The organism is Brevundimonas sp. ZS04, from assembly GCF_001956865.1.
Lineage (GTDB): Bacteria > Pseudomonadota > Alphaproteobacteria > Caulobacterales > Caulobacteraceae > Brevundimonas > Brevundimonas diminuta.
Genome location: NZ_MTHE01000022.1, coordinates 1 through 25,751, shown reverse-complemented (window position 1 = coordinate 25,751; position 25,751 = coordinate 1). Strand labels below are relative to the sequence as shown.

The following is a 25,751-nucleotide window of genomic DNA, read 5'->3' as shown; positions in this document are numbered from 1 at the left end:
GGATCAGCACGTCGTAGGTCTCGACCGTTCCGTCGGCGAAGGTCACGGTCCTGGCGGCCGCGTCGATGGCGCTCGCCGTGACGCCGGTGCGCAGCGCGATATTCTGCTCGGCGTAGAAGCTCTCGGGACGCAGCAGCAGGTCTTCTAGGCCCGCCTCGCCTTTCAGCCAGGCTTTCGACAGGGGCGGCCGCTGATAGGGCGGCGCGCTCTCCTGCCCCGCCAGGACGATCTCGCCCTCATGCCCATACTGCCTCAGCAGCGCCGCCGCCGAGCCCCCCGCGTGTCCCGCGCCGATGATTACAACCTTGGGCGGCAAAGCTGGGCCATCAGCCGACATAACTTTTTCCTTCATACTCAATCTGTTTGCAGCGGCGGTTACGCCCCCGTGGGAGCGGTCGGGTCCGGCTCGGAGGGCGCAAAACGCGCGCCCAGGTCATAGGCCTCGCCGGGGAAGGTCAGCCGCACGAAGGTGATGCCCTCGGCCCGCCGCCAGGTTCGGCGCTCCAACGACAGACAGGCCGCCGACGGCTCGACGCCCAGCGTCAAGGCGGTCGCCCGCGATACGTTCACGGCGCTGATCTTGTGTTCGGCCTCGGTCCAGGGAACCCGCTCAAGCAGCCAGGTGCCGGGGGGAATTTCGTCGAACGCCGCATCCCTGGCCTGGGGAACCGAGGTGAGGCAGATCACCCGCTCCTCCAGGGCGAACGCGCGGCCGCTGCCCTTGTGCAGGCAGCGCAGCTCGATCACCTCGCCGGACGCGGTCAGACCCAGTTCGCTGGCGTCGCGCCGATGGGCGGCGCGGACCTTTCGTAGCAGGAGCTCATAGTCATAGGGCTCGCCGCGCTTCTGGATCTCCGCCTGGATGTCGGGAATGTCCAGCAGCACCGAATGGATTCGCGGCCGCGCCACGAAGGAGCCGAACCGCTTGCGCCGGACGATCATGCCCCGCTCGGCCAGGGGCGCCAGGGCCTTGCTGACCGTCATGCGCGAACAGTCGTAGTCAGCCATCAGCTCATGCTCGAAGGGAATGCGGAAGCCCGGCGGCCACTCGCCCGACAGGATGCGCTCGGCGATGTCGGACCGGATGCGCCGGTGAAGCGGACTGTCCATGCGCCCCTCCCAAGGTCATGGCGGCCTTCTTCAGGCTCTGAATCATGAAGAAGCCGGGACGCCGTCATGGGCGCCCCGGCCTTTGGTCGTCAGCGGCGACGCCGTTCCTGCAACCATTCGACGCCGTCATGCAGATAGGCGAAGTCCTGCCTGCGGAAGGCCTGGAACAGCATGATGAAACCGCTCAGCGCCAGCCACAGGCAGCCGGTGGCGATGATGATGATGAGCGGGTGGTTGAAGCTCTGACGGTCCGTGTAGTCCATGATGTGGATCATCCAGAACACGTCCCACAGCCGCCAGGTGTTGGTCTTGGCTCCCGCCAGCTCGCCCGTGACGGCGTTCAGGATGAAGGTCGAACGCTCCTTGTCGGCGAACTCGACCCGCCAGGCCGGCAGGGCGAAATCGCGGGTCTCCAGCGTCGGCTTCTCGACGCGCGTCACCGAGGTGATCGCCGCCGAACCGTTGAAGGCCGCCGTCGCAAGGGCCTTGGCCCGCTCGGCGTCGATGACCACAGGCGCGGCGCTGAGCGGATCGACCAGCTTGATCCCCTCGGCGGTCGTCGCGGCGAAGACCCACTGGTCCTGCAGCGGCCGCAGTTCGATCTGCGACACGGGCGCGCCGATCGCCTGGGACACCTGGGCCAGAGACAGCACCTGGGTCGGCGCAGGGCTAGGCTTGACCTCGGCCAGGACGTGACCGCCCGTGACCTTGTGATGGTCGATCATAGCCATGACGGCGCCGCTGATCGCCCACAGCAGGAGCTGAATGCCCAGAACCAGGCCGAACCACTTATGAAGTCTGCGAAGTAGAAACATGGGCGGTCCTCACGCAGCGGCTTTTTTGCGCACGCGGCGCTTGCGGCGGAAACTGAAGATCAGGAGCCAGGCGCCCGACAGGGACGTCGCCACCATCATCCAGGTCGCGACCTTGAGCAGGGCGTTGTTCATGTTGTCGCGGGTCTCGTAGTCCATGATGTGGAGCATCCAGAAGAAGTCGAAGCCTCTCCACAGGTCATGGCGCCGGGACAGCAGTTCGCCGGTATGCGGCGAAAGGTAGAGGGTCGGCTTCCACATGCCCTCGAACTCGACGCGCCAGATCGGCGCGGCGCGGCCGCGGATCTCGCCGGGGATCTCGGTCAGAAGCTCAGCCTTCACGACCCCGCCCTCGGGGGCGTAGATCCGCTCGGCGCGCCGGCGAGCGCCGGCCTCGTCGATCAGGGGCAGCTTCTGGCCCGAGCGGGCGTCGTACAGCGCCTGCCCGCTCGCATCCGTCAGGATGTAGAGCGGCTGATCCAGTTGCTGCACCAGACGCAGACTGCTGGTCCGGTCGGCGCCCTTCAGGATGGCCGACGGCTCCACCAGACCGTCCGTCGCGATCGGCTTGGCGTCCGGCGTCCGTATCAGGTGGTCGCCATGGATGATGTCGATATGGATGGCGGTCATGTAGAGACCGCTCACGATCCAGAACAGGGCCTGGACGCCCATGATGAGCGAAAACCACTTGTGGGTTCTACGCGCCAATAGAGGCCAGCGTATCATTTTATACTCACGGCTTGTGAGAGAAGGCTGCGTCAGGCGGCGTTCCAGAACACGCGCCTGACGCACCTCACATCGGTTTTAGTTGAACTGATACGTCAGGCGGACATATCCGCGACGGCCCAGCAGATCGTAGGTCATCGTGTCGGTGTTGCCGTCGGTCCAGCTCTGGATGAACGGGGCCTTCTTGTCGAACAGGTTGTCGATGCCGAAGGCCACGTCGACGTTGTCGTTCACCCGGTAAGAGAACTGGGCGTTGTGGTAGAAGACAGCGTCCGTCTGATAGCCGATATCGCCCGGCGCGGCGTTGAAGTCCGTCGCCTCGCCGATCATCTGGATCGAATAGGTTCCAGCCCAGCGCTCATCCATGACCGTCAGGCTGGCGTTCGAGCGCCAGTGCGGATAGCCGCCGTTGCCGCCGCCGATGTGACCGTCGAAGATGATCGGATCGCCGCCTTCGAAGGGCGTGATGACGTATTCGTCCAGATAGGTGGTGTTCCAGTCCAGGCTGGCGCGACGCTGGCCGATGTCGAAGGCGTAGCGCACGCCGATGTCCACGCCCTTCATCGTCTCCAGACCCGTGTTGGAGGGCTGGGCCGACAGATAGTTCACCTCACCCGTCAACGGATTGCGGGTGAAGCTGTCCGGCTTGCAGAACGGGTGGTCCATGTTCGGCGTCGCATAGCAGATCGCCAGCTTGGTCGAACCGGGGATGGAGCGGATGGCGTCCTCGACCTTGATGTCGAAATAGTCCGCCGTCAGCGTCAGGCCGCTGATCTGCGTCGGCTGCCACACCAGGCCCAACGTCAGGGTCTCGGTGCTTTCCGGCTTCAGATTTTCATTGCCGCCGACCGTGGTCAGGATGGTGGTGCCCATCTGCACATAGCCCGCCGGCACGCCCGAAGCGGCGCAGTTGGCGATCAGGACGGCGTCGCCGCTGGCGTTGTAGCGGCTGCACGGATCGGTCGTGGTCAGGTTGCCCTCGGCCACGCCGCCGAACAGTTCCGGCACGCTGGGGATGCGGAAGCCGGTGCCGTACGTGGCGCGCAGACGCAGGCTGTCGACCACCGTCCAGTTCAGGCCCAACTTATAGGTCGTCTCGCCGCCGAACATGTCATAGTCCGAGTAACGGACCGCGCCGTCCAGTTCGAGCCGCTGCACGAATGGCAGATCGCTCAGTAAGGGCGCCGACAGTTCGACATAGGCTTCCTTGGCCTTGGTCTCGCCCGCGATCGGATCCTGCTGGTTGGTGTTGGAGATGCCCAGCACCGTCAGGGCGTCGGGATCGCGCCAGCCCTTCTCTTCGCGATAGACCAGGCCCGCCGCCATCGCCAGGGCGCCGGCCGGCAGCTCCATGACGGTGCCGCTGACGTCGAAGGTGAAGCTCTTCTGCTCATTGCCGCCCGTGTCGCGCGAGTTGAACAGAATGTAGTCGAGCACGTCCTGATTAACGTCGCCCATGCCCAGATAGTCGCCGCACGGCACAGCCGCGCCCGGCGTCGGACTGCACAGCGAGGTGTTCAGCGTATCGCCCAGCCGTTGCAGATTGACGATGTTGGTCATGCCGTCAACGCCGGTGTTGCGGCCCCAGTTGGCGGAAGCCTCCCAGGTCCAGTCGCCGGCGATGTCGCCGCGCGCGCCGCCGACGAAGCGGTAGGTATCCGTTTCCTGGAAGAACTGACGCTGGCCCGGCTCGACCAGAAGACGACGGATCAGCAGCAGATCCTGGCCGGTCGGATTGGTCGGATGATCGGCCGCGATGCGGATGTCGCGCAGGGCGCCCGGAGCCGCCATCTGGTTGCTCTCGCGGTGAGTGAAGAACAGCTCGCCGAACAGGCTGACGCTATCCGTCAACTGATAGTCGGCCAGCACGGCCGTGCTGAAGCGCTCGATCGGCGAAGAAGCGTTCAGATAGCCGTTTGAGTTGTGGTTGTGCTTGGCCGGATCATACGGCTCGTAGAAGTCGCCGTCTCCGCCCGGCGTCTGGTTGAAGTTGATCATCTGCCCGTTCGGCAGGACCGCGCGGCCGCCCGGCGTCGTGGCGCTGGAAAGACAGGTCAGGGCGCCGTTGACTTCGCCCAGGCCGCATGGCGCGCGGCTGGCCAGATTGACCTCTTCGGACTTCTGATAGGTCAAGGCGGCGGTGACGCCGCCCCGATCGTTCTTGATGCCCCACAGGACGTCGAAGGTCACATCCTGACCGTCGCCCTCGTCGGTGACGCCGTACTTGCCCGACACCTTCAGGCCTTCATAGCCGTTGACGGTGATGATGTTCACCACCCCGGCCACGGCGTCCGCGCCATAGATGGCCGAGGCCCCGTCCTTCAGCACGTCCATGCGGGCGATGATCGGGGTGGGGATCATGTTCAGGTCGGGTGCGCTGTTGGCGCCGGTGCCGCCGTTGACCACGCGACGACCGTTGATCAGCGTCAAGGTCCGGTTGATGCCCAGGCCGCGCAGGTTCACCTGCGCCGTGCCGTAGCCGTTGCCCGTCCAGTAGGAGTTCGTCTGATTGCCCGCCGCGCCGGCCGACGCCGGAAGGCGCTGCAGCAGGGTCTCGACGTTGGTGATGCCGGTACGCTCGATATCCTCGCCGGTCACGACCGTGGCGGGGCCGACCCCGCTGATGTCCTGACGTTTGATCCGGCTGCCAGTGACGACGATGTCGTCAACATTGGTCACATCGACTTCCTGAGCCGACGCCGCCTCGCCGTACATAGTCGCGGCGATAGCCGCCCCCGCCAACAAAAGCCTCTTTTTCATCGTCCCCATGCCTTCCCACTTAGGTATTCGCTCAGAACCTTTAGCTCTGACTGGGGCGGAACCTGTGCGGGAGGCGTCTTGAGCGTCAAGTCATGTATATACATATGACAGCTCAAAAATCGGTAATATTTATGCCGCATTAATGCAAAAATGGGGCAAATTTACCCCAAATTTGACCAAGTTAATAACGACACCCCTCCCCGCCTTCGAAAGACGGGCTGGACATGACTATTTTCCGTTGCTTCAAATGATCATGCGATTTAAACATGACCGTAGATTATTTCGTTTTAATACTTGAGAAACGGCAATACGCAGCCGAACGCCCAACCCCTCAAAACAATGTGGGGACAGGCGCCAGATTTTCGGAAACACACAAAAGAACGTCACAAGATCGAATCCTGCGACGGTTCCGCTTCGCCGTTCGGCGCCCATGGGTCACGCCAGGTCGAGCGCCAGGATCATGTCTTCATACTCACGCCCGCCCACGCTGAAGCGCCGCTGGCCGAGCCTGACAAATCCGGCGCGGGCATAGAAGGCCAAGGCCCGCTGGTTCTGAGCATAGACGCCCAGCAGCAATCGCTGCGCGCCCCGACGTCGCGCTTCATCCTGCGCCGTCGCCATCAAGGCGCGGCCCAATCCCCCGCCCTGGAATCGGCTCAGGGCGTAGATCCGCTTCAGCTCCAGATCATCCTCGCGGACCTCGACTTCGGGAAGCTGCGGCTTGTCCAGCAGCGCATAGCCGATGGGTGCGCCATGTTCGACCTGAGCCAGCCACGCCGCCGCACCCGCCTTCAATCGCTCCGTGTAATAGCCAGAGGCATGTGCGACGCCGCAATGCGCGACGATGGCCGCGCCGTCCAGCACCCCTGCGAAGGTCTCAAGAAAGGTGGCCGCCCCGATCAAGGCCAGGGCGTCGGCGTCATCAGCCTGAGCGCTCACAAGCGTCCAGGCCGACGCATTCGACGCTTCACTCAACGCACTCACTCAGAACTCCATTGTTTGTCGCCCGGCAAAGAGCGCCCGTGAGAAGCTCCGTCAGCTGGAGCTTGACGGCAATACGACGAAATCGCGCAGGCCCGCGCCATCGCCTGCGCGACGGTAAACCGAAGATTATTCGGCCTTTGCGCCATTATCCCGACTGGTCAACCCTGACCACGCGCCGCTAGCTTCGTCCCATCAAGTTTTGTTCGAGGGGCTGAGGGGCTTTTCATGAAGCGTATTCTGATGACCACGGCTGCGGCGCTGACCGTGGCCTTTCCGGCGTTTGCACAGACGCCCGCAGCGGGCGCGGCTGATGCGACTCCGAAATGGGACGTGCAGAACCCGATCGGCGCCCAGCGCGACGTCAACATCAACGTCGACGAAGGCACCTGGATGGCGCTGGACGTCAGCCCCGACGGTCGCGAAATCATCTTCGACCTGCTGGGCGACATCTATGTGATGCCGATCAGCGGCGGCGAAGCCCGTCCCATCGCCTCGGGCGTGGCCTGGGACATGCAGCCGCGCTATTCGCCGGACGGCCGCTTCATCGCCTTCACCTCGGACCGCGCGGGCGGCGACAACCTGTGGGTCATGGACCGCGACGGCTCCAACCCGCGCCAGGTGTCCAGCGAGACCTTCCGCCTGCTGAACTCCCCCGCCTGGACGCCGGACAGCCAGTTCATCGTCGGGCGCAAGCACTTCACCTCCTCGCGTTCGCTGGGCGCGGGCGAGATGTGGATGTACCACCGCTCGGGCGGCGGCAGCGGCGTGCAACTGACCGAGCGCCGCACCCAGCAGAAGGACACGGGCGAGCCCGCCTTCTCGCCCGACGGCCGCTACATGTACTTCAGCGACGAATCCACGCCGGGCGGCGTCTTTGAATACTCCAAGGATCCGAACACCCAGCTCTATGTGATCCGCCGCCTGGATCGCGAGACGGGCGAGATCAAGCCCTTCGTCACCGGGCCGGGCGGCTCGGTGCGCCCCACCCCGTCGCCGGACGGCAAGTCGCTCGCCTTCGTGCGCCGTGACCGCTACCAGTCGACGCTCTACGTCATGGACCTGGAGTCAGGGCGTGAGACGCCGATCTATGACGCCCTGGATCGCGACATGCAGGAGACCTGGGCCATCCACGGCGTCTATCCGGGCTTCGCCTGGACGCCGGACAACGGCTCCATCGTCATCTGGGCGGGCGGCAAGATCCGCCGCATCGACGTGACCTCCAAGGCCGTCAGCGAAGTGCCCTTCCGCGTCACCGACACCCGCCGGGTGCAGGAGACGGCCCGATTCCCCGTCGACGTGGCCCCCGCCCAGTTCGACGTGAAGATGATCCGCTGGGCCCAGACCTCGCCGGACGGCTCCAAGGTGGTGTTCGAGGCCCTGGGCAATCTGTGGGTCCGCGACCTGCGCAACGGCGTGGCCGGAACGCCGCGTCGCCTGACGCGCCAGAGCGACCATTTCGAGCTCTATCCGTCCTGGTCGCGTGACGGCCGCTCCATCGTTTACACGACCTGGAACGACGAGAACCTGGGCTCCATCCGCGTGGTTCCGGTCGCGGGCGGCGAAGGCCGCACCATCACGACCAACCCCGGCCACTATCTGGAGCCGCGCTTCTCGCCGGACGGCCAGACGGTCGTCTATCGCACCTCCAGCGACGGCTATCTGCGCTCGGCCATGTGGAGCCGCGAGCCGGGCGTCTACCGCGTCTCCGTACGCGGCGGCGAGCCGGTCAAGGTCACTGATTCCGGCTCCAACCCGCAGTTCGGCGCCCGTAACGACCGCATCTTCCTGGCCGATCGCGACGGCGACAAGCGCGTCCTGAAGTCCGTCAACCTGTCGGGCGAAGACGAACGCACCCACCTGAGCAGCGACTGGGCGGCCGAGTTCTCGATCTCGCCGGACGAGCGGTGGATCGCCTGGACCGAACGCTTCAACGCCTATGTCGCCCCCTTCGTCCCGACGGGCCGCCCGATCACGGTCGGCGCCGACGCCAAGGCCCTGCCGCAGACGCGCGTCACCCGCGACGCCGGCGAATGGCTGCACTGGTCCGGCGATTCCAGCCGCCTGCAGTGGTCGATGGGGCCGGAGCTGTTCTCGCGTCCGCTGAGCGAAAGCTTCGCCTTCATGGACGGCGCGCCGGCTGACCTGCCCAAGCCCGCCGAACACGGGATCAAGATCGGCTTCAGCGCCGACTACGCCCGCCCCAGCGGCGTCACCGTCCTGACCGGCGCCCGCCTGATCACCATGAAGGGCGAAGAGGTGATCGAGGACGGCGTCATCGTCGTCAACGGCAACCGCATCGAGGCCATCGGCCCGCGCGGCTCGGTCACGGTTCCGGCCGGCGCCCGCGTCATGGACATGGCCGGCAAGACCATCATCCCCGGCCTGATCGACGCCCACTGGCACGGCAGCATGGGTTCCGACGAGATCATACCGCAGCAGAGCTGGGTGAACTACGCCGCCCTGGCCTTCGGCGTGACGACGCTGCACGACCCGTCGAACGACAACAGCGAGATCTTCGCCCACAGCGAACTGGCCAAGGCCGGGCGCGTGGTGGCGCCGCGGATCTTCTCGACCGGCACCATTCTGTATGGCGCGGCTACGCCGACGACGGCCGTGGTCAACAATCTGGACGACGCGCGCTCGCACCTGCGCCGGATGCAGGCCATCGGGGCCTGGAGCGTCAAGAGCTACAACCAGCCCCGCCGCGACCAGCGCCAGCAGATCATGCAGGCCGCCCGCGAACTGGGCATGATGGTCGTGCCGGAAGGCGGCTCGCTGTATCACGCCAACATGAGCATGCTGGTCGACGGCCACACCACCATCGAGCACTCGGTGCCGGTGGAGCGGATGTACGACGACGCGGTGCAGCTATGGTCGCAGACGGGGACGGCCTACACCCCGACCCTGGTCGTCGGCTTCGGCGGCGCCTGGGGCGAGAACCACTGGTACGAGACGACGGACGTCTGGAAGGATCCGATCCTGACCCAGTACGTGCCCCGCCGCATCCTGGACGCGCGTTCGCGTCGTCCGGTGAAGACCCCGCCGGAAGAGCTGAACCACATCTCCATCGCCCGTGAGTCCAAGCGGCTGATGGATCAGGGCGTCTCGGTCCAGATCGGCGCCCACGGCCAACGCGAAGGCCTCGGCGCCCACTGGGAGCTGTGGATGTTCGAACAGGGCGGCATGAGCGCCCACGAATCCCTGCGCGTCGGCACCATCAACGGCGCCCGCGCCCTCGGCATGGACAAGGACATCGGCTCGCTGGAAGTCGGCAAGCTGGCCGACCTAGTCGTGTTGAACGCCAATCCGCTCGAGAACCTGCGGGACTCGACCAAGATCGGCTACACCATGATCAACGGCCGCCTGTTCGATAACCACATGAACGAGGTCGGCGGCGCTGAGCGCAAGCCGTTCTGGTTCGAGAGCGAAGACGGCCAAGCCTGGAGCGCCGACGGCACCGCCTCGGCCGCCGACAGCCACGGCCACACCCACGACTGATCCCGCCGCCAGGCAGGAACGCGAAAGGGCCCGGCATCCGCCGGGCCCTTTTTCGTGGTGACTCTATTGGCCCTAAGCGTTGGTCGTCGCCCTTCATTCCCGCTCAGCCCGGCGGACGCCGGGATGAGCGGAGGCCGGCAGTATGAAAGCCCAAGGGTGACGAAAGATAAAAATCTCGCGGCGTGCGCCTTGAAGCGCGAACGGGGCGAGGAGGTTACTCCCCCAGCCCTCGCACAGAGGCTTCCAGCAAGGCGTTGCGCCGCGCCGCACGGCCCTTCAACCAGCGCATGGCCAGCACCAGCGCCAGCACCACTGCGCCGAAGGCCAGCAGCCACAAGGTCGGATTGTGCGCCTCGCTCATCATCTCCAGCTTGGCCAGGCCCTTGGCCGCCAGATAGCCCGGCGCCAGCATGGCCAGCACCCAGACGAAGGCTGAGCTGACATTGGCGAACTGGAAGACGCGCTGACGCATCTGCAGCACCCCGACCATCACCGGCACGAAGGCGCGCAGCGGGCCGAAGAAGCGGCCGATGAAGATGGAGGCCACGCCGTAGCGGCGGCAGTACAGGCGCGTCCAGGCCAGCTTGCGGCGGTGCGGCACCAGCAGATGGTGGCGCAGCACCCGCGTGCCCAGACGGCGCCCGATCCAGTAGGAGATGGCGTCGCCCATGACGGCGCCGATGACGCAGCCGCCGATGACGGTGAAGGGGTCCAGCACGCCCGCGGCCACCAGGCCGCCCGCCGCGACCAGCAACCCCGTCGCCGGCACGAAGGCGCCGATGACGACCAGGGACTCAAAAAAAGTCACCGCGCCAAGGATCACGCCGGCCCACATGGCGTTGCGGGCGATGAAGTCGGCGGCCGAGGTAAGCAAACTGTCCATACTGATCCTTTGCCCGAGGGCATATGGGATCAGCCCATAGAAAGGGAATGCGGCGATGCGACGCCAAAGGGGAAAAAGCGCGCGCCGTGACCCTCAGGCCGCACTTTAACCGCCCAACGCCCTATCGCGTGGCGTCATCCGGCGTTTCGCGGCGCTCATCATCCAGATCGAACGGCCGGATGCGGCTGGAACGCTCGCGCGGGCTGCGTACGCCCCAGGGCCCAGGCACGGCGCCGTAGGCGTCGCGCCAGCCGTAGCCGTCCAGGCCGAAGCGTCCCGCACCAAAACCATAGGGCCCATAGCCATAGCCGTAGGGATAAGCCCAGGGCGCGTTCTTCGTCTGGCTGAAGCTCAGGTTCAGCGTGCCGTTCTCGCCCAGCGGCAGAGAGACCGCCGCGCCGAAATCCTTATAGCCGCCGGTGCCGATCCCGGCGCTGACCTGACCGTGCATCTTGCGCGGCGCGGCCTCTTCCCAGGCGTCAGCCCAGGTCTCGACGGGCGGCGCATCCGCCTTGCGCTCGCCGATCCAGCGGGAAATCTGCTCTTCTGTAGACAGGCCGTGGGGGGCTGCCGTCTGAAGCGTCACGGCGGGCGAGGCGTCGCCGACCGTCGCGGCCAATGCATCGGCGCTCGCCGTCGGCACGGCGCCCGGACCAGCGCGCGGCGCCGTCGACACCACGCCCTCGGGATCGCTGTTCGCCAGCAAGAGGGAGGCGGCCATGAGTTCGATCAGCATACGCATCTACTCCCGTTCACAAGCACCCTAACCCCAAATGCGGCCAAGGTCAGGCCGTCCCGTCGTCGCGCCCTAAAGGATCAGGCAAAGGCTCTCCCTCGGCCACGAAACTGAGCGCGACGGAGTTGATGCAGTAACGCAGGCCCGTCGGCGGCGGGCCGTCGGGGAAGACGTGGCCCTGATGGCTGTCGCAACGGGCGCAGCGCGTCTCGACCCGCACCATGCCGTAGCTGTCGTCGCGCACGGCGCGGACGTGAGCCGGATCGACCGGCTCGTTGAAGCTGGGCCAGCCGGTGCCGCTCTCGAACTTGGTCCCCGAGCGAAACAAGGGCAGGCCGCACTCGCGACAGCAGAAGACCCCTGCCCGCTTTTCGCCCAGCAAGGTTCCGCAGAAGGGCGCCTCGGTGCCATGGGCCAGAAGCACGCGCTTTTCTTCCGGCGACAGGTCGGCCTCCAGCGCCACGCGCTGGCTGTCGGTCGGCGGCGTCAGGTCATAGCCGGAGGCGGAACGCATCGGGGCGGCGGATTCGGTCTGGGTCATGATCTCAAAATAGGAAGGGCCGGACGGTCGTTCCACCATCCGGCCCTCGATAGTCCGTAATGAACGTTTAGATCAGGCGCCGAACAGGCCGTTCACCCAGGTCCGCACGGCGGCTTCGTCGGTCGCGTCGCCGGCATAGGCCAGAGCGCCGGCCGGGGCGTACGGCGCGTTGTTGCCGCGCTGGCGCGTCGTCCAGGCCTTATGACCATAGCTGAGGTCGGCGTAGTTGGACGGCAGACGCAGGGTCGTCGGCTCGATGAAGATGGTGTCCTCGGCCGTGGTCGAGCCGGCGATGCGCACATTCGGCAGGCGGCTCAGCAGGTCCAGCGTGTCCAGGCAGCCGCCCGAGCAGCCGGCGTCGACCAGCACGATCACCTGGCCCTGCACCGGGTTGGCGGCGCCGGTGTCCGGCGTCGCCGGACGGCCCGGCATGACGAAGGTCGGCTGACCGGCGGCGATGGCGCTGTCGAAGGCGGCGACGATGGCTTGGGTCTGCTCGATCACTGCGCCCGATTCCTGAACGAAGCGCGGGTCCGACACCATGCGGTTCAGGGTGTCGGCGAACCACTGACGGTTGGCGGCGGTGGCGCGGTAGGTGATCTGACCGGCTTCCGGCTGGCGGCTGACGGTGAACTCCGGCGACCAGATTCGGTTGGCCAGACCATAGCCGCGCGAGGTGGCGTTCACCGACGCCCCGTTGGCGCCGCGCAGGTCGAGCACAAAGCCCTGCGGTCCGCGGATGGCGGCGGACTGCGCCTCGATCTGGGCGAAGAAGGCGTCCCAGGCGGCGTCATCGGCCAGGGAGTGGACGTTGATCCACGGGCGGCCGTTCACCGTCTCAACCGACAGAGGCGCGCCCGACGGGACATAGACCGAAGCGCGATAGGCCGCTTCCAGGTTCTGGGCCGTGGCCGGTTGCGGCGACAGGGTGAAGTCGCGGGTGCGGCGGCCGACCTGGAACTCGCAGGTTCCGGGCACGCCCGTCGTCATCGGGTTGTTGCGGTTCCACAGCAGATAGGGCGCGCTGCGGACGCGGCCGGCCTCGGTCGTCAGGTCGCCCTCGAACTGGTCCAGCTTGGCCTTGGCCAGGTCTTCGATCGGCTCGGCGTTGCAGCTCTTGAGCACGGCGCCCAGCGGCGGCGCGCCGCGCACGCCCGGCTGAACATAGGAGACGACGTACTGACCGTTGCGCCAGGCCGTGGCCACGCCCGGCCAGCTGGTGGCGAAGAACGGACCCAGGCCCTCATAGGTCGGGCGGGCGGCGATGTTGGAATCGCGGAAACCGTTGGCGTACCAGCGCAGCAGATAGGCGTGGCTGTCGCCGCTGTTGACCTGACCGGCCTTGGCCTGCGCCTGCTGCAGGCCCGCATCCAGCCAGGCGCGGAAGGGGGCGCTGGCGTCGCCCGGCACCACGGCGGCAGGGTGGTTGTCGCGCAGAGCCGCGTGCATGGCCTGAAGGTCTTGCCGCGCCAGATCGCTGAAGTTCTGTGCCGAGGCGGCCGAGGCGGCGAAGCTCAGGGCCAGTACGGCCGCCGAAGCGGAAAGCAGGCGTTGCATAGGGGTTCTCCCAGTCCGTTCAGTATGCGGGTTGGTCGTGTTTTAGACCCATTAACGGCGCCGTCGCCACCCCTGTGACGAAATTGCACCGCTTTGCGGACCGCGGCGTTTACGCGCGCCCGTTTCCCGACTAGGCCGTGGTTTCCGCAGGCGCAAAACGCGCCGAAACGCCGCGTGCCCCAGAATGACCGCCCTGGCTGATCTGTTTTTGAATTCTACGGGGCGCATCGGTCGAATTCGCTTCCTAGCGGGCGCAGCCTGCCTGATCGGCGTCTGGGTCGCCGTGGACATTTTTCTGCGAACGCCCGGCTGGCTTCACGCCCTGGTCGCGGCCGTCCTGCTCTACGGCGGCTTCTGCATCCTGTCCCAACGCCTGCATGACCGGGGGCGCTCAGGTTGGTGGAGCGGGCCGATCCTGCTGGCCTTCGCCCTGGCCTGGCCGCAGCCGCTGACGCTTCTGGGCTGGGTCGCGACGGCCGCTCTCGTCCTGATCGCCTTCGACCTTGCGGTCCTGCCCGGTCAGAAAGCCTTCAACCGCTACGGCGCCGCGCGTCAGAGCGGCGCGACGCCGGGCTGAACCGGCCCGAACACCTGCTGGAAGGACGACTTCAACGCATCGTCCGCCTCATCCATCGTCGCCAGTACGCCCAGATCGACCAGGCTGGTCACGCCGTGTTCGGTGATGCCGCAGGGCACGATACCGCCGAAGTGGTCCAGCTCCGGCTCCACGTTCAGGCTGATGCCGTGGAAGCTGACCCATTTGCGGACCTTGACGCCGATGGCGGCGATCTTGTCTTCACGACTCCAGCCCGCGCCCTTGCGCTCGACCCAAACGCCGACCCGGCCCTCGCGCATTCCCGCCTCGACGCCGAAACGGTCCAGGGCGCCGATGATCCAGTCCTCCAGCCCGTGAACAAAGCCTCGCACGTCCTTGCCGCGCTTATTCAGGTCCAGCATCACATAGGCCACGCGCTGGCCCGGCCCGTGATAGGTGAACTGCCCGCCCCGCCCCGTCCGATGAACCGGAAAACGGTCGGGCGCCAGCAGGTCGTCGTCCTTGGCCGAGACGCCTGCGGTGTAGAGCGGCGGATGCTCCAGCAGCCAGACCAGCTCCTCGGCTTCTCCGGCGGCGATGGCGGCGACGCGCGCCTCCATGGCGGCCTCGGCGGCGGCGTAGTCGATATAGCCCGACGAAAGCGCCCATTCGACAGGACGGCCGTCCTCGCGAAGCAGGCTGCGTTGGGAAGAGTTTAACGGGTCGGCAAGCATGATGCCCTCAATGTGGGGCCGAACGCGGCGGCGCAAGGGCCGCCCGTTGATTTGCGAGTATCGTCTTGAGCCAGATCGAAGCCGTCGATGTCGAGATTTCGGTCGTGCTGGGCCGTTCGGTCCTGCCGATGCAGCAACTGCTGCGCATGGGCCGCGGCGCGGTGATCCCGCTGGACGCCTCGGAAAAGGACGAGGTCTGGATCCTGGCCAACAACCATCCGGTCGCACGCGGCGAGATCGAGATTCGCGACGACCGCATCGCCATCACGGTGACGCGCCCGGCCGATGTCTATGATTTCATGGCCGGGGCCGCCTGAGCCATCCCTCGCCTGTCAGGAGAAGGAATTGCGCCTGTCTCCGCTATTTCCGCAAAACGCTCTTTTCTTTCCGTCGGCTCTCCGCTATTGCCCGCCCTCCGATGCGAGCGGTCGTGGCGGAATTGGTAGACGCGCAGCGTTGAGGTCGCTGTGGGGCAACCCGTGGAAGTTCGAGTCTTCTCGACCGCACCATCTGATCTGACAGGGCGAATCTCGGCTAGATAGGCTGAAATCATCTCAGAGGAGGCAGATACGTGACCCACACGGACCTTGCCCCTCTGCGCCCCGAAGACCCCCATCTCGAAGACGAAGATCACGCCGCCCTCGGTGAAGACTACGCCCTGACGGCGGCCTTCGTCGAAAAGGTCGTGGACGCCGCGGACGACGGCGACGGCATGCGTCTGCGCGGCCTGCTGGAAGACCTGCACCCCGCTGACGTCGCCGACCTGATGGGCTTCCTGACCGCCGAACACCGCTCGGTCGTGGTCCAGTGGCTGCCGCCCGAACTGCTGGCGGAATCCCTGCCCGAGATGGACGACGGCATCCGCGAGAAGGTGCTGGAGCGCGTCCCCTCCGCCACCCTGGCCGAAGCCCTGCAGGAACTGGATTCGGACGACGCCGCCTCGGTCGTCGAGGATCTGGAGGACGATCAGCGCGAGCGCGTGCTGGCCGCCATGCCCGAGGTCGAGCGCGCCGCCATCGAATCCTCGCTGGGCTATGCGGAGGATTCGGCCGGCCGTCTGATGCAGCGCGAGTTCATGGCCGCGCCGCAGTTCTGGAACGTCGGCGACACCATCGACCACGTCCGCGCCCAGGGCGACGACCTGCCCGAGCTGTTCTTCGACATCTATGTGGTCGATCCGATGAATCGGCCGGTCGGCGGCGTCGCCATCAGCCGCATGCTGCGCAGTCCGCGCGCCACACCCCTGATCGAGCTGATGGAGCCGGTCAACGCCATCGAGGTGGACGTCGACCAGGAAGAGGTCGCCTACATCTTCGAGAAATATCACCTGATCTCGGCCCCCGTGGTCGATACGGGCGGGCGGCTGGTCGGCCAGCTGACCGTCGATGACGTGGTCAACATCATTCAGGAAGAGAACCGCGAGGACATCCTGCGCCTGGCCGGCGTCGCCGACGAGGACCGCTCGTCCAGCGTGTTCGAGATCGTGCGCGGCCGCGTGCCCTGGCTGGGCATCAACCTGTTCACCGCCATGCTGGGCGCCAGCGTCATCGCCCTGTTCGAAGGCACCATCCAGCAGATCGTGGCCCTGGCCGTGCTGATGCCCATCGTCTCGGCCATCGGCGGCAATGCAGGGACGCAGGCGCTGACCGTCACCGTGCGCGCCCTGGCGACGCGCGAGCTGAACGCCTCCAACGCCCTCAGAACCTTCTGGCGCGAGATGGCCGTCGGCCTGGCCAACGGCTTCGTCCTGGCGCCGCTGATCGGTCTGGCGGCGGGATTCTGGTTCCAGGACTGGCGCATCGGCGCCGTGATCGGCGCGGCCATGATCCTGAACCTGCTGGTCGCGGCCAGCGTCGGCGTGCTGACCCCGCTGACCCTGTCGAAGCTGAAGTTCGACCCGGCCGTGTCCTCGGCCGTGTTCGTGACGGCGACGACCGACTTCTTCGGCTTCCTGATCTTCCTCGGCCTGGCGACCATCGTCCTGCTGTAAATCTGACCTGAAACGGCCCCGCCCGTTTCGGAACGAGGCTTGCTCCGCCCCGGCCAGGGCGAGAACGCTCGTTTCGAATTGGGTCAATCCGTGTCCGCAGCCGCGCCGCAACGCCGCAAGGTCTCTCGAGAAGGCCTTCTGCTGATCAAGAGCTTCGAGGGCTTCCGCCCGCGCACCGTGCTGCGCCGCGACGGGACGCCCGTCATCGGCTACGGCCACGCCCGCTCGGCCCGCCCCGGCGCCGTGATCAGTGAGGCCGAGGCCGAACTGCTGCTGCAATACGACCTGATGCCGATCGTCGCCCTGCTGAACGAGCGCGTGCGTCTGCCGCTGAACCAGCACCAGTTCGACGCCCTGGCCAGCTTCATCTTCTCCATCGGCCTGGAGAGGTTTCAGGGATCGGACGTCCAGGCCAAGCTGGATGCGAATGCGCCGTCCGAAGCCGCCGTCGCCCTGTCCGCCTGGCCCGAGCGCGCCTCGCCGCCGGTCGACGCCCTGTACCGCCGCCGCTCGGCCGAGCGCGCCCTGTTCGACACGGCCCCCGACCAGCCCGCGCCTCTGGACGCCCTGCTGACCGCCCCGGTGCGCGGCCCCGGTTCTGCAGAGCCGCCCGCTGACGCCGCCCCGCCCACCGCCCCCGTCCTGCGTCACGAAGCGCGCGCCGCCGCGCCCGACGCGGCCCTGGGCGACAAGGGCGCCGTCCTGTTTATCGGCGGCGTCGGAGCCCTAGCCTTCATGGCGGGAATCGCCGCCTTCCAGCGCGCCTGGCGCGCGCCGACGGCCAGCGACGCGACCGTGCTGATTGGCGCCGGCCTGGCCATCGCGGGTCTCGTCTTCATCGGCATGGCGGCCTGGAGCGCCCTGCGCGCCAAGGCTCCGGCGACGGACGTCGCGAAGCAGAAACAGTCGCGCTAACAGCAGTCTTTGCGAAGCTCGCGCACGATGCTACGCCTTGCGGCATGAGCATTCCCTTCGCGCCCCAATCCATGGAATTCGGCCTCGGCGAGACCGCTGACGCCATCCGCGACACCACCGCCCGCTGGGCCGCCGAACGGCTGGCCCCCCGCGCCGCCGAAATCGACGAAAAGAACGAATTCGCCCGCGACCTGTGGCCCGAGATGGGCGAGCTGGGCCTGCACGGCATCACCGTCGAGGAAGAGTTCGGCGGCCTCGGCCTCGGCTACCTCGAACACGTGGTGGCGATGGAGGAAGTCTCCCGCGCCTCGGCCTCGATCGGCCTGAGCTACGGCGCCCACTCCAATCTGTGCGTCAACCAGATCCGCCGCTGGGGCACGCCCGAGCAGAAGGCGAAGTATCTGCCCAAGCTGATCTCGGGCGAGCACGTCGGCTCGCTGGCCATGTCCGAGGCCGGCTCGGGCTCCGACGTCATGTCCATGCGCACCCGCGCCGAGAAGAAGGGCGACCGCTACGTCCTGAACGGCACCAAGTTCTGGATCACCAACGCCCCGCACGCGGAGACTCTGGTCGTCTACGCCCGCACCGACGAAGGCAACGGCGGCGTCACCGCCTTCCTGATCGAGAAGGGCATGAAGGGCTTTTCGGTCTCCAAGAAGCTGGACAAGATGGGCATGCGCGGTTCGGACACGGCCGAGCTGGTGTTCGAGGATTGCGAAGTCCCCGAAGAGAACATCATGGGCGGCGAAGGGCGCGGCGCCGCCGTGCTGATGAGCGGCCTGGACTATGAGCGCGCCGTCCTGTCGGCCGGTCCGCTGGGCATCATGCAGGCGGCTCTGGACGTGGTCCTGCCTTACGTCCGCGACCGCAAGCAGTTCGGAAAGGCCATCGGCTCCTTCCAGCTGATGCAGGGCAAGGTGGCCGACATGTACGTCGCCCTGAACAGCGCCCGCGCCTATGTCTATTCGGTCGCCCGCGCCTGCGATCAGGGCCTGACCACCCGCTACGACGCGGCCGGCGCCATCCTGCTGGCCTCGGAAAACGCGGTGAAGGTCACGCTGGAGGCCGTCCAGGCCCTGGGCGGCGCCGGCTACACCAAGGAATGGCCGGTCGAGCGCCTGGTCCGCGACGCCAAGCTCTACGACATCGGCGCCGGCACCAACGAAATCCGCCGCTTCCTGATCGGCCGCGAGCTTCTGGGAAGCTGATGTGATCGGGCGGGGGGCTTTGCTCGGCGCTCTGGGCGCGCTTTTCTCCTCAACTGTCTGGGCTCAGGCCCCCTCGCCTATTCTCGATCAGGACGCCTTGGTGGCGCAGGCCGAACGCGTCGAACGTCACGCAGACGCACTCAGCCGCCTGTGGCCCGGATACTGGCCCAAGGGCCAGCCCTTCATCCTCTATGCGCCCGATATCGGCGCCGTCTTCGGCGGCGCCCGCCTGCCCGACACGCCCCGCTTCAGACCCGGCCGATTGGAAGGCGCCGAGTTTCATTTCGTCCTGGACTATCCTTCCGGCGTTCCGGACACGGTGCTGTTGCGACCCGACGGCGCCGACGACGACCTGTCGACCCTCTTCCACGAACAATTCCACGACTTCCAGAACACAGCCTTCCGCTGGATGTCAGGCGATGGGCATCAGGAATTCGTCGATCTGAACGCAATACCCGACCTGACCGGTTTCATCGCCGCGCTGGATCTGGAACGCCTGGTTCTGCGAGCCGCCCTCCTAGAGCCTGACGCACCCGCTCGGAAGCATCTGGCGCAGACCTATCTGGCGCTTAGGACAGCGCGCAGCGCCGATCTGCCCGCCGAAGTTCTGGCGGTGCAGCAGCAAAGAGAATGGTCAGAAGGCACGGCCGAGTTCATCGGTCTGCAGGCCGCCCATCTGATCGCCGACCGCCCCGATGCGACCCTGCCATCCGCCATCGCCAGAGCGCTCACAACGCCCAGCCAGAACGACATGAGTCTGGTTTCCGAGTTGCTACGCTGGCGCGCCTATCCGGTCGGCGCCGCCCTGACCTGGCTTTTGGCGGACATGGGCGCGGACCAGTGGCGAGCCCAGGTCTGTCAGGGCGTCCCGCTGGATGTCCTTTTGCGCCAGACGATCGGCGAAGGTTCCGTCGAGGACGCCGCAGCCGCCGCCGCGCGTTTCGACCTTCCTGCCCTCACGGCCCAGGCGGCCGAAAGACTTGCCCAGGCGCCCGAAGGCGTCACAACCCGCGAAGCCTTCCTGGATCAGGCCCCGCATTGGCTGGTTCTGGAGCTGACCGCGCCCGTTGAGCGCGGCAAGGAAATCCAGCTGTCCTTCTCGGCAGCGAAGATGTCTCCGCTGGCCGACGGAGCCATCGCCCTGCCTCACGGCATGGTGGTTATGGAGGCTCCGGGGTTCGCGCTGAAGAGCGAACGCAATCCGGCCCTGATCGATGTTCCTGTCGGCGTGGTCACGGGCGGCGTGATCGCCCATGCCGTCACCCTGCCTCTAGCCGCCGCCGACCTTCATGAGTTGCGCGCCGGCGAGCCTTTTCTGCTCGAGAAAGAAGGCCTGTCGCTGCGAATCGCCGCGCCCTACGAAATCCACCAACAGGCTGGCCGAACCCGGATCAGTTTCGCCCTGCCCCAGGAACCCTAGGACGGACAGACAGTTGCTCCTTCTCGAAAGGAGATCGTCATGCCCGCCAAATCCGCCGCCCAGCAGAAAGCCGCCGGCGCCGCCCTGTCGGCCAAGCGCGGCGAGACGCCCAAGTCCGAACTGAAGGGCGCGTCGAAATCCATGTTGGAATCGATGAGCGAGAAACAGCTGGAAGAGCTCGCCCACACCAGGCGCAAGGACAAACCCGAGCACGTCTCCAAAGATTAGCTGTCCATTTCGCCGCAACCCCCACGGCAGGGATGGCGCCAAGCCTGGCGGGCCCCTATCGTCACGGACGACCCTGCCTTGAGTCTCCCATTGATGACGCTCGTTCCCGCGCCGCCGCCCGATGAGGGGCGGACCTTCTCCGACGTGCTGGAGCGCCTGGGCCAGGCCCAGGGCGAGAAGCTGTCTCTTCGCGAAATGGTCGAGGCGTTCGGCGAGCGCGGCTTCGGCGCCGTGATCCTCATGCTGGCCCTAATGGCGCTGTTTCCGTGGCCGCCGGGCGGCAAGGCGGTCTTTTCCGTGCCGATCATCCTGATCGCCGCCGAACTGGCGCTGCAGCGGGACAGGGTCTGGCTGCCGCGCTGGTTGCTGAATCTGTCTGTGAGCCGCGCTTCCTATCGGACGGCCGCCGAGAAGATTCTTCCGCGGCTTCAACGCGTCGAGCGACTTACCCGTCCTCGCTGGCCCGCGCTGACGGGCGAGGCGGCCGATGTGGTCATCGGCCTGATCTGCATTCTGCTGGCGCTCATGATGGCCCTGCCGGTGCCGTTCGGAGACGCCCTGCCCGGCCTGACCTTGGCCCTGTTCGGCTTGGGGATCATCCAGCGCGACGGCGCCTTCATCCTGGCCGGCTTTTTCGGCACGGGCGTGTGCGGGATCTATCTGGCCCTGGTGTGGACGACGGTGGTCGCCGTCGTCGCCGGCATCGCCGAATGGGCGACCAACCTCTTCTAGGTTCAGCCCGCGTCAGTCTGACCGCTGAGGCCCTGCATGATCATGCGGTTGATGTCGATCAGGGTCGAGAAGTCGTCCTCGCCGCGCATGACCTCGGAGGTGTTGCGGTTGACGAACAGGCTCAGGGAAATGAACTGCGCCCGCATCGCCTGCGGCATGGCGTTGGCCGGATCCGAGCAGGCGGTCGCCAGCGTCGACCACAGGCGGCGGTTCCAGTCCAGAGCGTCCATCCGCCCGGCGACGTCCGACTTGTCCAGGGTCGCGGCGTGCATCAATGCGCGCGTCACCTGGCCGAACAGTCGGTATTCCATTTCACGCGGCGATTCAGCCCGCGTCGCCGCCGTCTTGTACGCCTGAAGCGACATTGCCGAGCCTTTGGTCTTCGTAATCGACGATTTTGCGAGCGCCCATCAGGGCCTTGTAATACTGGCGCGCCAGCACGTGCTTGGAGCAGGCGACGCATTCCGTCAGGACGTCCGGATTGCGGACCGCCCCCATGAATTCCGTCAGGCGCAGAGCGAATTCATCATAGAATTTCGGCGCCTCCGCCTCATCCAGATACATCATCATGACGGGGAAATAGATACGGCGCGCGGGCGTGGTCACGTCCTCGGGCTGCATGATGTCCTTTTCGCGCAGGACGCTGGCCTTGTTCTGCAGGACCAGCACGCCGCGACGGTCGCCGTTCTGCACGACGGCCCCGTTCAGCACGAATTTCTCGCCGGGTTTCAGCGACAGTTTCAGAGGCAAGGGAAGGTCTCCGTGGCGCCGCCCTCACCGTGACGGCCGGCCGCTGAAGAACTGTAAAGCGACGTGGTTAACCATCCCTTCACTTCGATCGCTTCCCAGCGTCACGATCGCGCAGACGGGAACGTCCCGCCGAGCCGAGCCGTTGACCTTTCGCAAGGGAGACGACGATGGCAGAACCCGAATTCGAGACCGACGGCCAGGATCAGGCCGAAGTCTATGACGAGACCCATCTGGACGATGAAGGCGACGGCGATCTGTCGTTCGACGAGGCCGATGACGTGCTTGACGTCACCCAGATGGACGGGGACGCCGACGCCGAACCCTTCGACGAGGACGACACCGATCTGGACGCCGACCTAGCCCTGGACGGGATAGAGGCCGAGGCCGACGCTCTGCTGGGCGTCAACGGCGTGCGGTTGAGCGATGCGGACAGCGACGGCGTCACGGCATCGGGCGCGAACGAGATCGAACTCGTCTACGCCGGCTTGATGCGCAACCAGCGCGGCGCCCAGGCCAGCGCCGCCCATTGGGAAGCCAAGCGTCTGTCCGACGACGATCTAGAAGACCTGGGCTACGGCCCTGAGCAATGAGGGATTCAATGACCGAACACCATCCGACCAAGGCCCAGGAAGACGCCGACCCGAACACCCCCCCGGCCAAGCGCGCGCCTCACGAACACGGCAAGCCCGACCAGTTGAAGGACAAGGAAAAGGAAGCCGAGAACCGCCAGGAAGCCCTGATCGACGAAGGCGTCGAGGAGACCTTTCCCGCCAGCGACCCGGTATCGGCCAAGCGCATCACCTGACGCCTGCCGCCTGTTCACGCGCATCTCTTTAAGCTACCTGCTCCATTCCCCCGGAATGGAGCAGGTTTCGCATGAGCCGGTTCGAAGGCACGTCCAACTATATCGCCACCGACGACCTGAAGGTCGCCGTCAACGCCGCCGTGGCGCTGGAGCGCCCGCTGCTGATCAAGGGCGAGCCGGGCACCGGCAAGACGGTTCTGGCCTATGAACTGGCGCGGGCGCTGAATGCGCCGCTGATCACATGGCACGTCAAATCGACGACCAAGGCGCACAACGGCCTGTATGAATACGACGCCGTATCGCGTCTTCGCGACAGCCAGCTGGGCGACGAACGCGTCCACGACGTCCGCAACTACCTGAAGAAGGGCAAGCTGTGGGAGGCCTTCACGGCCCCGGTCCGCCCCGTCCTGCTGATCGACGAGATCGACAAGGCCGATATCGAGTTCCCCAACGATCTGTTGCAGGAACTCGACCGCATGGAATTCTACGTCCAGGAAACGGACGAGACGATCCGCGCCGAGGTCCGCCCGGTCGTCGTCATCACCTCGAACAATGAGAAAGAACTGCCGGACGCCTTCCTGCGCCGCTGCTTCTTCCACTACATCCGCTTCCCCGACGCCGAGACGATGCAGGACATCGTCGAGGTCCACTTCCCCGGCATCAAGCCGCGTCTGGTGTCGGAAGCGCTGAAGACCTTCTATGAAATCCGCGACACGCCGGGGCTGAAGAAGAAGCCTTCGACCTCCGAGCTTCTGGACTGGCTGAAGCTGCTGCTGGTCGACGACGTGGCGCCGGAAACCCTGCGCGAAAAGACGCCGGGCAAGCTGATCCCGCCGCTGCACGGCGCCCTGCTGAAGAACGAACAGGACGTGCATCTGTTCGAACGCTTGGCCTTCATGGCGCGCCGCGACGGCGTCCGTCCCGGCGGTTGAGAGGGACGGCTGATTTTCGCCGCCTTCCCGTCGCCTTTCGATTACCGCGATTTCACTGGTCCTGCGGCGCTGATGGCGCACAATCGGGGCCTGGAGTGGAGCCGACCATGCAACACATCACCTGGCCCGTTATCGCCCTGGCGCTGATGACCGCCGCCTGCGACAACGGCGGCGCGGTGCGCATCACCACCTCCACGACCTCGGATTCCTCGGGCGTGCTGAAGGTGGTCGACGCCCTGCAATGCCCACAGACCCAGGGCGTGCTGACGCGCAAGGGCTCGGCCCGCGCCGACGGCTCCTGCGTCTACAGCGGGCCCCGCGGCTCTGAAGTCATCCTGCAACTGGTCCAGTTGGACGGCCGTTCGGCGCAGAACGCCCTGAAGCCCTTCGAAACCCGCCTGACCGCCGACCTGCCCGAGGCCATGGCCCAGGTCGAAGCCGAGAACGCCCGCGCCGAAGCCGACGCCGCCAAGGCTGAGGCCGACGTGGCCAGGGTCGAGGCGGACGCAGCCCGCGCCGAGGCCGACGCCTCTCGTGCTGCGGCCGAAGCCGCTTCCGGCGACTCCGCCCACGTCAGCGCGCCCGGCGTGCGCGTCGACGCCCAGGGCGACAAGGCCACGGTCCGCCTGCCCGGCATGCGGATCGACGCCGACGGCGACCGCGCCAACATCCGCATCGGCGGCCTGACCATCCGCGCCGACGACAAATCCAGCCGCGTCGACGTCTCGTCCGGCGACGACGCCGTAAAAATCGAGGCGACCGACGGCGCCGCCCGCATTCGCACCAGCGCCGCCGGCGAGTCCGTCCGTTCGACCTTCCTGATGACGGCGGACGAGCCCTCGGCCAGCGGCTGGCGCACCGTCGGCTATGAGGCGCGCGGCCCGGTCGGCGGCCCCATCGTCGTCGCCACCGTGCGCAGCAAGGACCGCGATCCCGACCGCCTGTTCGACGCCGCCAAGGCCCTGGTGACGCTCAACGTCGGCGATTAACCCCCATCTATCGCAACGGCCGCCCTTGATCGCGCGTTCGGTCTGAGTCACCAGCCTGAGCATGCGCAGCATCAAGACCTTGGCCGAAGAAATCGAAGACGCCGGCCCCGCGCCCCGAGTCCGCAAACCCAAGCCGCCTCGCGCCTGGCAACGCATGTTGTCCGGCCGCCGCCTGGACCTACTGGACCCCTCGCCGTTCGACATCGAGATCGAGGACATCGCCCACGGCCTGGCCCGCGTCGCCCGCTGGAACGGTCAGACGATCGGCGAGCACGCCTTCTCGGTCGCCCAGCACTCGCTGGTGGTCGAGGAGATCGCCGCCCACATCCGTCCGGGGCTGGAGCCGAAATGGCGCCTGGCCGCCCTGCTGCACGACGCCTCGGAATACGTCATCGGCGACATGATCTCGCCGTTCAAATCGGCTCTGGGCGCCGGCTACAAGGATTTCGAGGCCCGGCTCGAAGCCGCCATCCACGTCCGGTTCCAGTTGCCGCCCAAGACGCCGCAGACGATCAAGACCCTGATCAAGAAGGCCGACAAGGCCTGCGCCTTCTATGAGGCGACCCAGTTGGCCGGTTTCACCCGCCGCGAGTCGCTGCAGATCTTCGGCGCCCCTCCGCCCGGCTATGATCTGGTGATCGAGCCGCAGCCTGCGGCCATCGCCCAGCAGCGCTATCTGGACCGCTATCGCGTTCTGGCCGAAGCTGTCGGCATCCTGCCCGGCGCCGACGCCTGGCACACCGAGTAGCCGGACACTGCACAGAGCGGCGGACGCAAGGGAGACATATGGCGCAGGCGCGGACGGAGGCTTCATCCTCCCACACCGGCATCAGGATCGGCCTGTCGGCGGTGATCATCGCCCTGCGGGGCCGTGAAGCCGTGGTTCTGACCACCCACGCCCCCGAC

Annotated in this window: 27 protein-coding genes and 1 tRNA gene; 15 read left to right on the top strand and 13 right to left on the bottom strand. The window is 66.5% G+C overall.

Going from position 1 to position 25,751, the window contains the following annotated elements; all coding sequences use genetic code 11:
- The 6 genes from BJP32_RS15895 to BJP32_RS15870 form a co-directional block, all read right to left on the bottom strand.
- Window positions 1-337: FAD-dependent oxidoreductase (locus BJP32_RS15895; RefSeq protein WP_158043316.1), on the bottom strand; the 337-nt coding region annotated here is incomplete at its 3' end.
- Window positions 338-375: 38 nt separating this feature from the next.
- On the bottom strand, window positions 376-1,110 hold the full coding sequence (hutC, locus tag BJP32_RS15890; RefSeq protein ID WP_046653018.1) for a histidine utilization repressor: 735 nt from the start codon (window positions 1,108-1,110) through the stop codon (window positions 376-378).
- A gap of 89 nt (window positions 1,111-1,199) precedes the next feature.
- Window positions 1,200-1,925, bottom strand: coding sequence for a PepSY domain-containing protein (locus tag BJP32_RS15885; RefSeq protein ID WP_046653017.1), 726 nt, complete (start codon window positions 1,923-1,925; stop codon window positions 1,200-1,202).
- Window positions 1,926-1,934: 9 nt separating this feature from the next.
- The gene (locus BJP32_RS15880) at window positions 1,935-2,648 is read right to left on the bottom strand and encodes a PepSY domain-containing protein (protein WP_040344992.1); all 714 of its coding nucleotides are present in this window, start codon (window positions 2,646-2,648) and stop codon (window positions 1,935-1,937) included.
- A gap of 78 nt (window positions 2,649-2,726) precedes the next feature.
- Entirely contained in the window at window positions 2,727-5,408 is a 2,682-nt protein-coding gene (locus tag BJP32_RS15875; RefSeq protein WP_076224786.1) for a TonB-dependent receptor domain-containing protein, read from the bottom strand.
- A 435-nt stretch (window positions 5,409-5,843) separates the two neighbouring features.
- Entirely contained in the window at window positions 5,844-6,392 is a 549-nt protein-coding gene (locus BJP32_RS15870) for a GNAT family N-acetyltransferase (RefSeq protein WP_233126870.1), read from the bottom strand.
- 225 nt (window positions 6,393-6,617) lie between these two features.
- Here BJP32_RS15870 and BJP32_RS15865 point away from each other — a divergent pair, with 225 nt between their 5' ends.
- Entirely contained in the window at window positions 6,618-9,890 is a 3,273-nt protein-coding gene (locus BJP32_RS15865; protein ID WP_046653015.1) for an amidohydrolase family protein, read from the top strand.
- Window positions 9,891-10,104: 214 nt separating this feature from the next.
- On the opposite strand, the gene BJP32_RS15860 is transcribed toward BJP32_RS15865, so the two are convergent.
- From BJP32_RS15860 to BJP32_RS15845, 4 genes are all read right to left on the bottom strand, one after another.
- Window positions 10,105-10,773 (bottom strand): DedA family protein, encoded by a 669-nt coding sequence (locus BJP32_RS15860; RefSeq protein WP_003164335.1) that lies wholly within the window; start codon window positions 10,771-10,773, stop codon window positions 10,105-10,107.
- Between the two features lie 121 nt (window positions 10,774-10,894).
- The gene (locus BJP32_RS15855; protein ID WP_076224785.1) at window positions 10,895-11,509 is read right to left on the bottom strand and encodes a hypothetical protein; all 615 of its coding nucleotides are present in this window, start codon (window positions 11,507-11,509) and stop codon (window positions 10,895-10,897) included.
- 49 nt (window positions 11,510-11,558) lie between these two features.
- Window positions 11,559-12,050, bottom strand: coding sequence for a peptide-methionine (R)-S-oxide reductase MsrB (gene msrB / locus BJP32_RS15850; RefSeq protein WP_046653013.1), 492 nt, complete (start codon window positions 12,048-12,050; stop codon window positions 11,559-11,561).
- Window positions 12,051-12,122: 72 nt separating this feature from the next.
- Complete coding sequence (locus tag BJP32_RS15845) at window positions 12,123-13,607, bottom strand: hypothetical protein (RefSeq protein ID WP_076224783.1); 1,485 nt, start codon at window positions 13,605-13,607, stop codon at window positions 12,123-12,125.
- Window positions 13,608-13,791: 184 nt separating this feature from the next.
- Between BJP32_RS15845 and BJP32_RS15840 the strand changes: the two genes are divergently transcribed.
- Entirely contained in the window at window positions 13,792-14,184 is a 393-nt protein-coding gene (locus BJP32_RS15840) for a DUF805 domain-containing protein (protein WP_076224781.1), read from the top strand.
- Here BJP32_RS15840 and lipB read toward each other — a convergent pair.
- Entirely contained in the window at window positions 14,160-14,876 is a 717-nt protein-coding gene (gene lipB, locus BJP32_RS15835; RefSeq protein ID WP_046653010.1) for a lipoyl(octanoyl) transferase LipB, read from the bottom strand. The two genes, BJP32_RS15840 and lipB, sit on opposite strands and share 25 nt — an antisense overlap.
- 65 nt (window positions 14,877-14,941) lie before the next feature.
- Here lipB and BJP32_RS15830 point away from each other — a divergent pair, with 65 nt between their 5' ends.
- The 8 genes from BJP32_RS15830 to BJP32_RS15795 all read left to right on the top strand — a co-directional run bounded on the left by BJP32_RS15830 (window position 14,942) and on the right by BJP32_RS15795 (window position 21,369).
- On the top strand, window positions 14,942-15,193 hold the full coding sequence (locus BJP32_RS15830; protein ID WP_003164329.1) for a FliM/FliN family flagellar motor switch protein: 252 nt from the start codon (window positions 14,942-14,944) through the stop codon (window positions 15,191-15,193).
- 107 nt (window positions 15,194-15,300) lie between these two features.
- A tRNA-Leu gene (locus tag BJP32_RS15825) sits at window positions 15,301-15,385 on the top strand.
- Between the two features lie 62 nt (window positions 15,386-15,447).
- Entirely contained in the window at window positions 15,448-16,866 is a 1,419-nt protein-coding gene (gene mgtE, locus BJP32_RS15820) for a magnesium transporter (protein WP_003164328.1), read from the top strand.
- Window positions 16,867-16,956: 90 nt separating this feature from the next.
- Entirely contained in the window at window positions 16,957-17,781 is an 825-nt protein-coding gene (locus BJP32_RS15815; protein ID WP_158043315.1) for a lysozyme, read from the top strand.
- A 44-nt stretch (window positions 17,782-17,825) separates the two neighbouring features.
- Window positions 17,826-18,989: an isovaleryl-CoA dehydrogenase gene (locus BJP32_RS15810; protein WP_076224777.1), complete on the top strand. Its 1,164-nt coding sequence runs from the start codon at window positions 17,826-17,828 to the stop codon at window positions 18,987-18,989.
- A gap of 100 nt (window positions 18,990-19,089) precedes the next feature.
- A complete protein-coding gene (locus BJP32_RS15805; RefSeq protein ID WP_143255492.1) occupies window positions 19,090-20,409 on the top strand; it encodes a hypothetical protein in 1,320 nt (439 codons plus the stop codon).
- Window positions 20,410-20,448: 39 nt separating this feature from the next.
- The gene (locus tag BJP32_RS15800) at window positions 20,449-20,637 is read left to right on the top strand and encodes a DUF3008 family protein (protein WP_076224773.1); all 189 of its coding nucleotides are present in this window, start codon (window positions 20,449-20,451) and stop codon (window positions 20,635-20,637) included.
- Window positions 20,638-20,730: 93 nt separating this feature from the next.
- Window positions 20,731-21,369, top strand: a complete 639-nt coding sequence (locus BJP32_RS15795; RefSeq protein WP_003164324.1) for an exopolysaccharide biosynthesis protein — start codon at window positions 20,731-20,733, stop codon at window positions 21,367-21,369.
- A 2-nt stretch (window positions 21,370-21,371) separates the two neighbouring features.
- Here BJP32_RS15795 and flaF read toward each other — a convergent pair whose 3' ends face one another.
- Both flaF and flbT read right to left on the bottom strand, forming a co-directional pair.
- Window positions 21,372-21,734: a flagellar biosynthesis regulator FlaF gene (gene flaF / locus BJP32_RS15790; protein WP_076224771.1), complete on the bottom strand. Its 363-nt coding sequence runs from the start codon at window positions 21,732-21,734 to the stop codon at window positions 21,372-21,374.
- Window positions 21,694-22,119: a flagellar biosynthesis repressor FlbT gene (flbT, locus tag BJP32_RS15785; protein WP_046653004.1), complete on the bottom strand. Its 426-nt coding sequence runs from the start codon at window positions 22,117-22,119 to the stop codon at window positions 21,694-21,696. The genes flaF and flbT overlap by 41 nt, the downstream gene beginning before the upstream one ends.
- A 167-nt stretch (window positions 22,120-22,286) precedes the next feature.
- Here flbT and BJP32_RS15780 point away from each other — a divergent pair, with 167 nt between their 5' ends.
- From BJP32_RS15780 to BJP32_RS15760, 5 genes are all read left to right on the top strand, one after another.
- Window positions 22,287-22,709 carry a hypothetical protein gene (locus tag BJP32_RS15780; RefSeq protein WP_046653003.1) on the top strand — a complete coding sequence of 141 codons (423 nt, stop codon included), beginning with the start codon at window positions 22,287-22,289 and terminating at the stop codon, window positions 22,707-22,709.
- An 8-nt stretch (window positions 22,710-22,717) separates the two neighbouring features.
- On the top strand, window positions 22,718-22,924 hold the full coding sequence (locus tag BJP32_RS15775) for a hypothetical protein (protein WP_164918008.1): 207 nt from the start codon (window positions 22,718-22,720) through the stop codon (window positions 22,922-22,924).
- A gap of 71 nt (window positions 22,925-22,995) precedes the next feature.
- The gene (locus tag BJP32_RS15770; RefSeq protein WP_046653002.1) at window positions 22,996-23,856 is read left to right on the top strand and encodes a MoxR family ATPase; all 861 of its coding nucleotides are present in this window, start codon (window positions 22,996-22,998) and stop codon (window positions 23,854-23,856) included.
- Between the two features lie 107 nt (window positions 23,857-23,963).
- The gene (locus BJP32_RS15765; protein ID WP_046653001.1) at window positions 23,964-24,845 is read left to right on the top strand and encodes a hypothetical protein; all 882 of its coding nucleotides are present in this window, start codon (window positions 23,964-23,966) and stop codon (window positions 24,843-24,845) included.
- A 154-nt stretch (window positions 24,846-24,999) separates the two neighbouring features.
- Complete coding sequence (locus BJP32_RS15760) at window positions 25,000-25,593, top strand: YfbR-like 5'-deoxynucleotidase (RefSeq protein ID WP_003164317.1); 594 nt, start codon at window positions 25,000-25,002, stop codon at window positions 25,591-25,593.
- The last annotated feature ends 158 nt before the right edge of the window (window positions 25,594-25,751 follow it).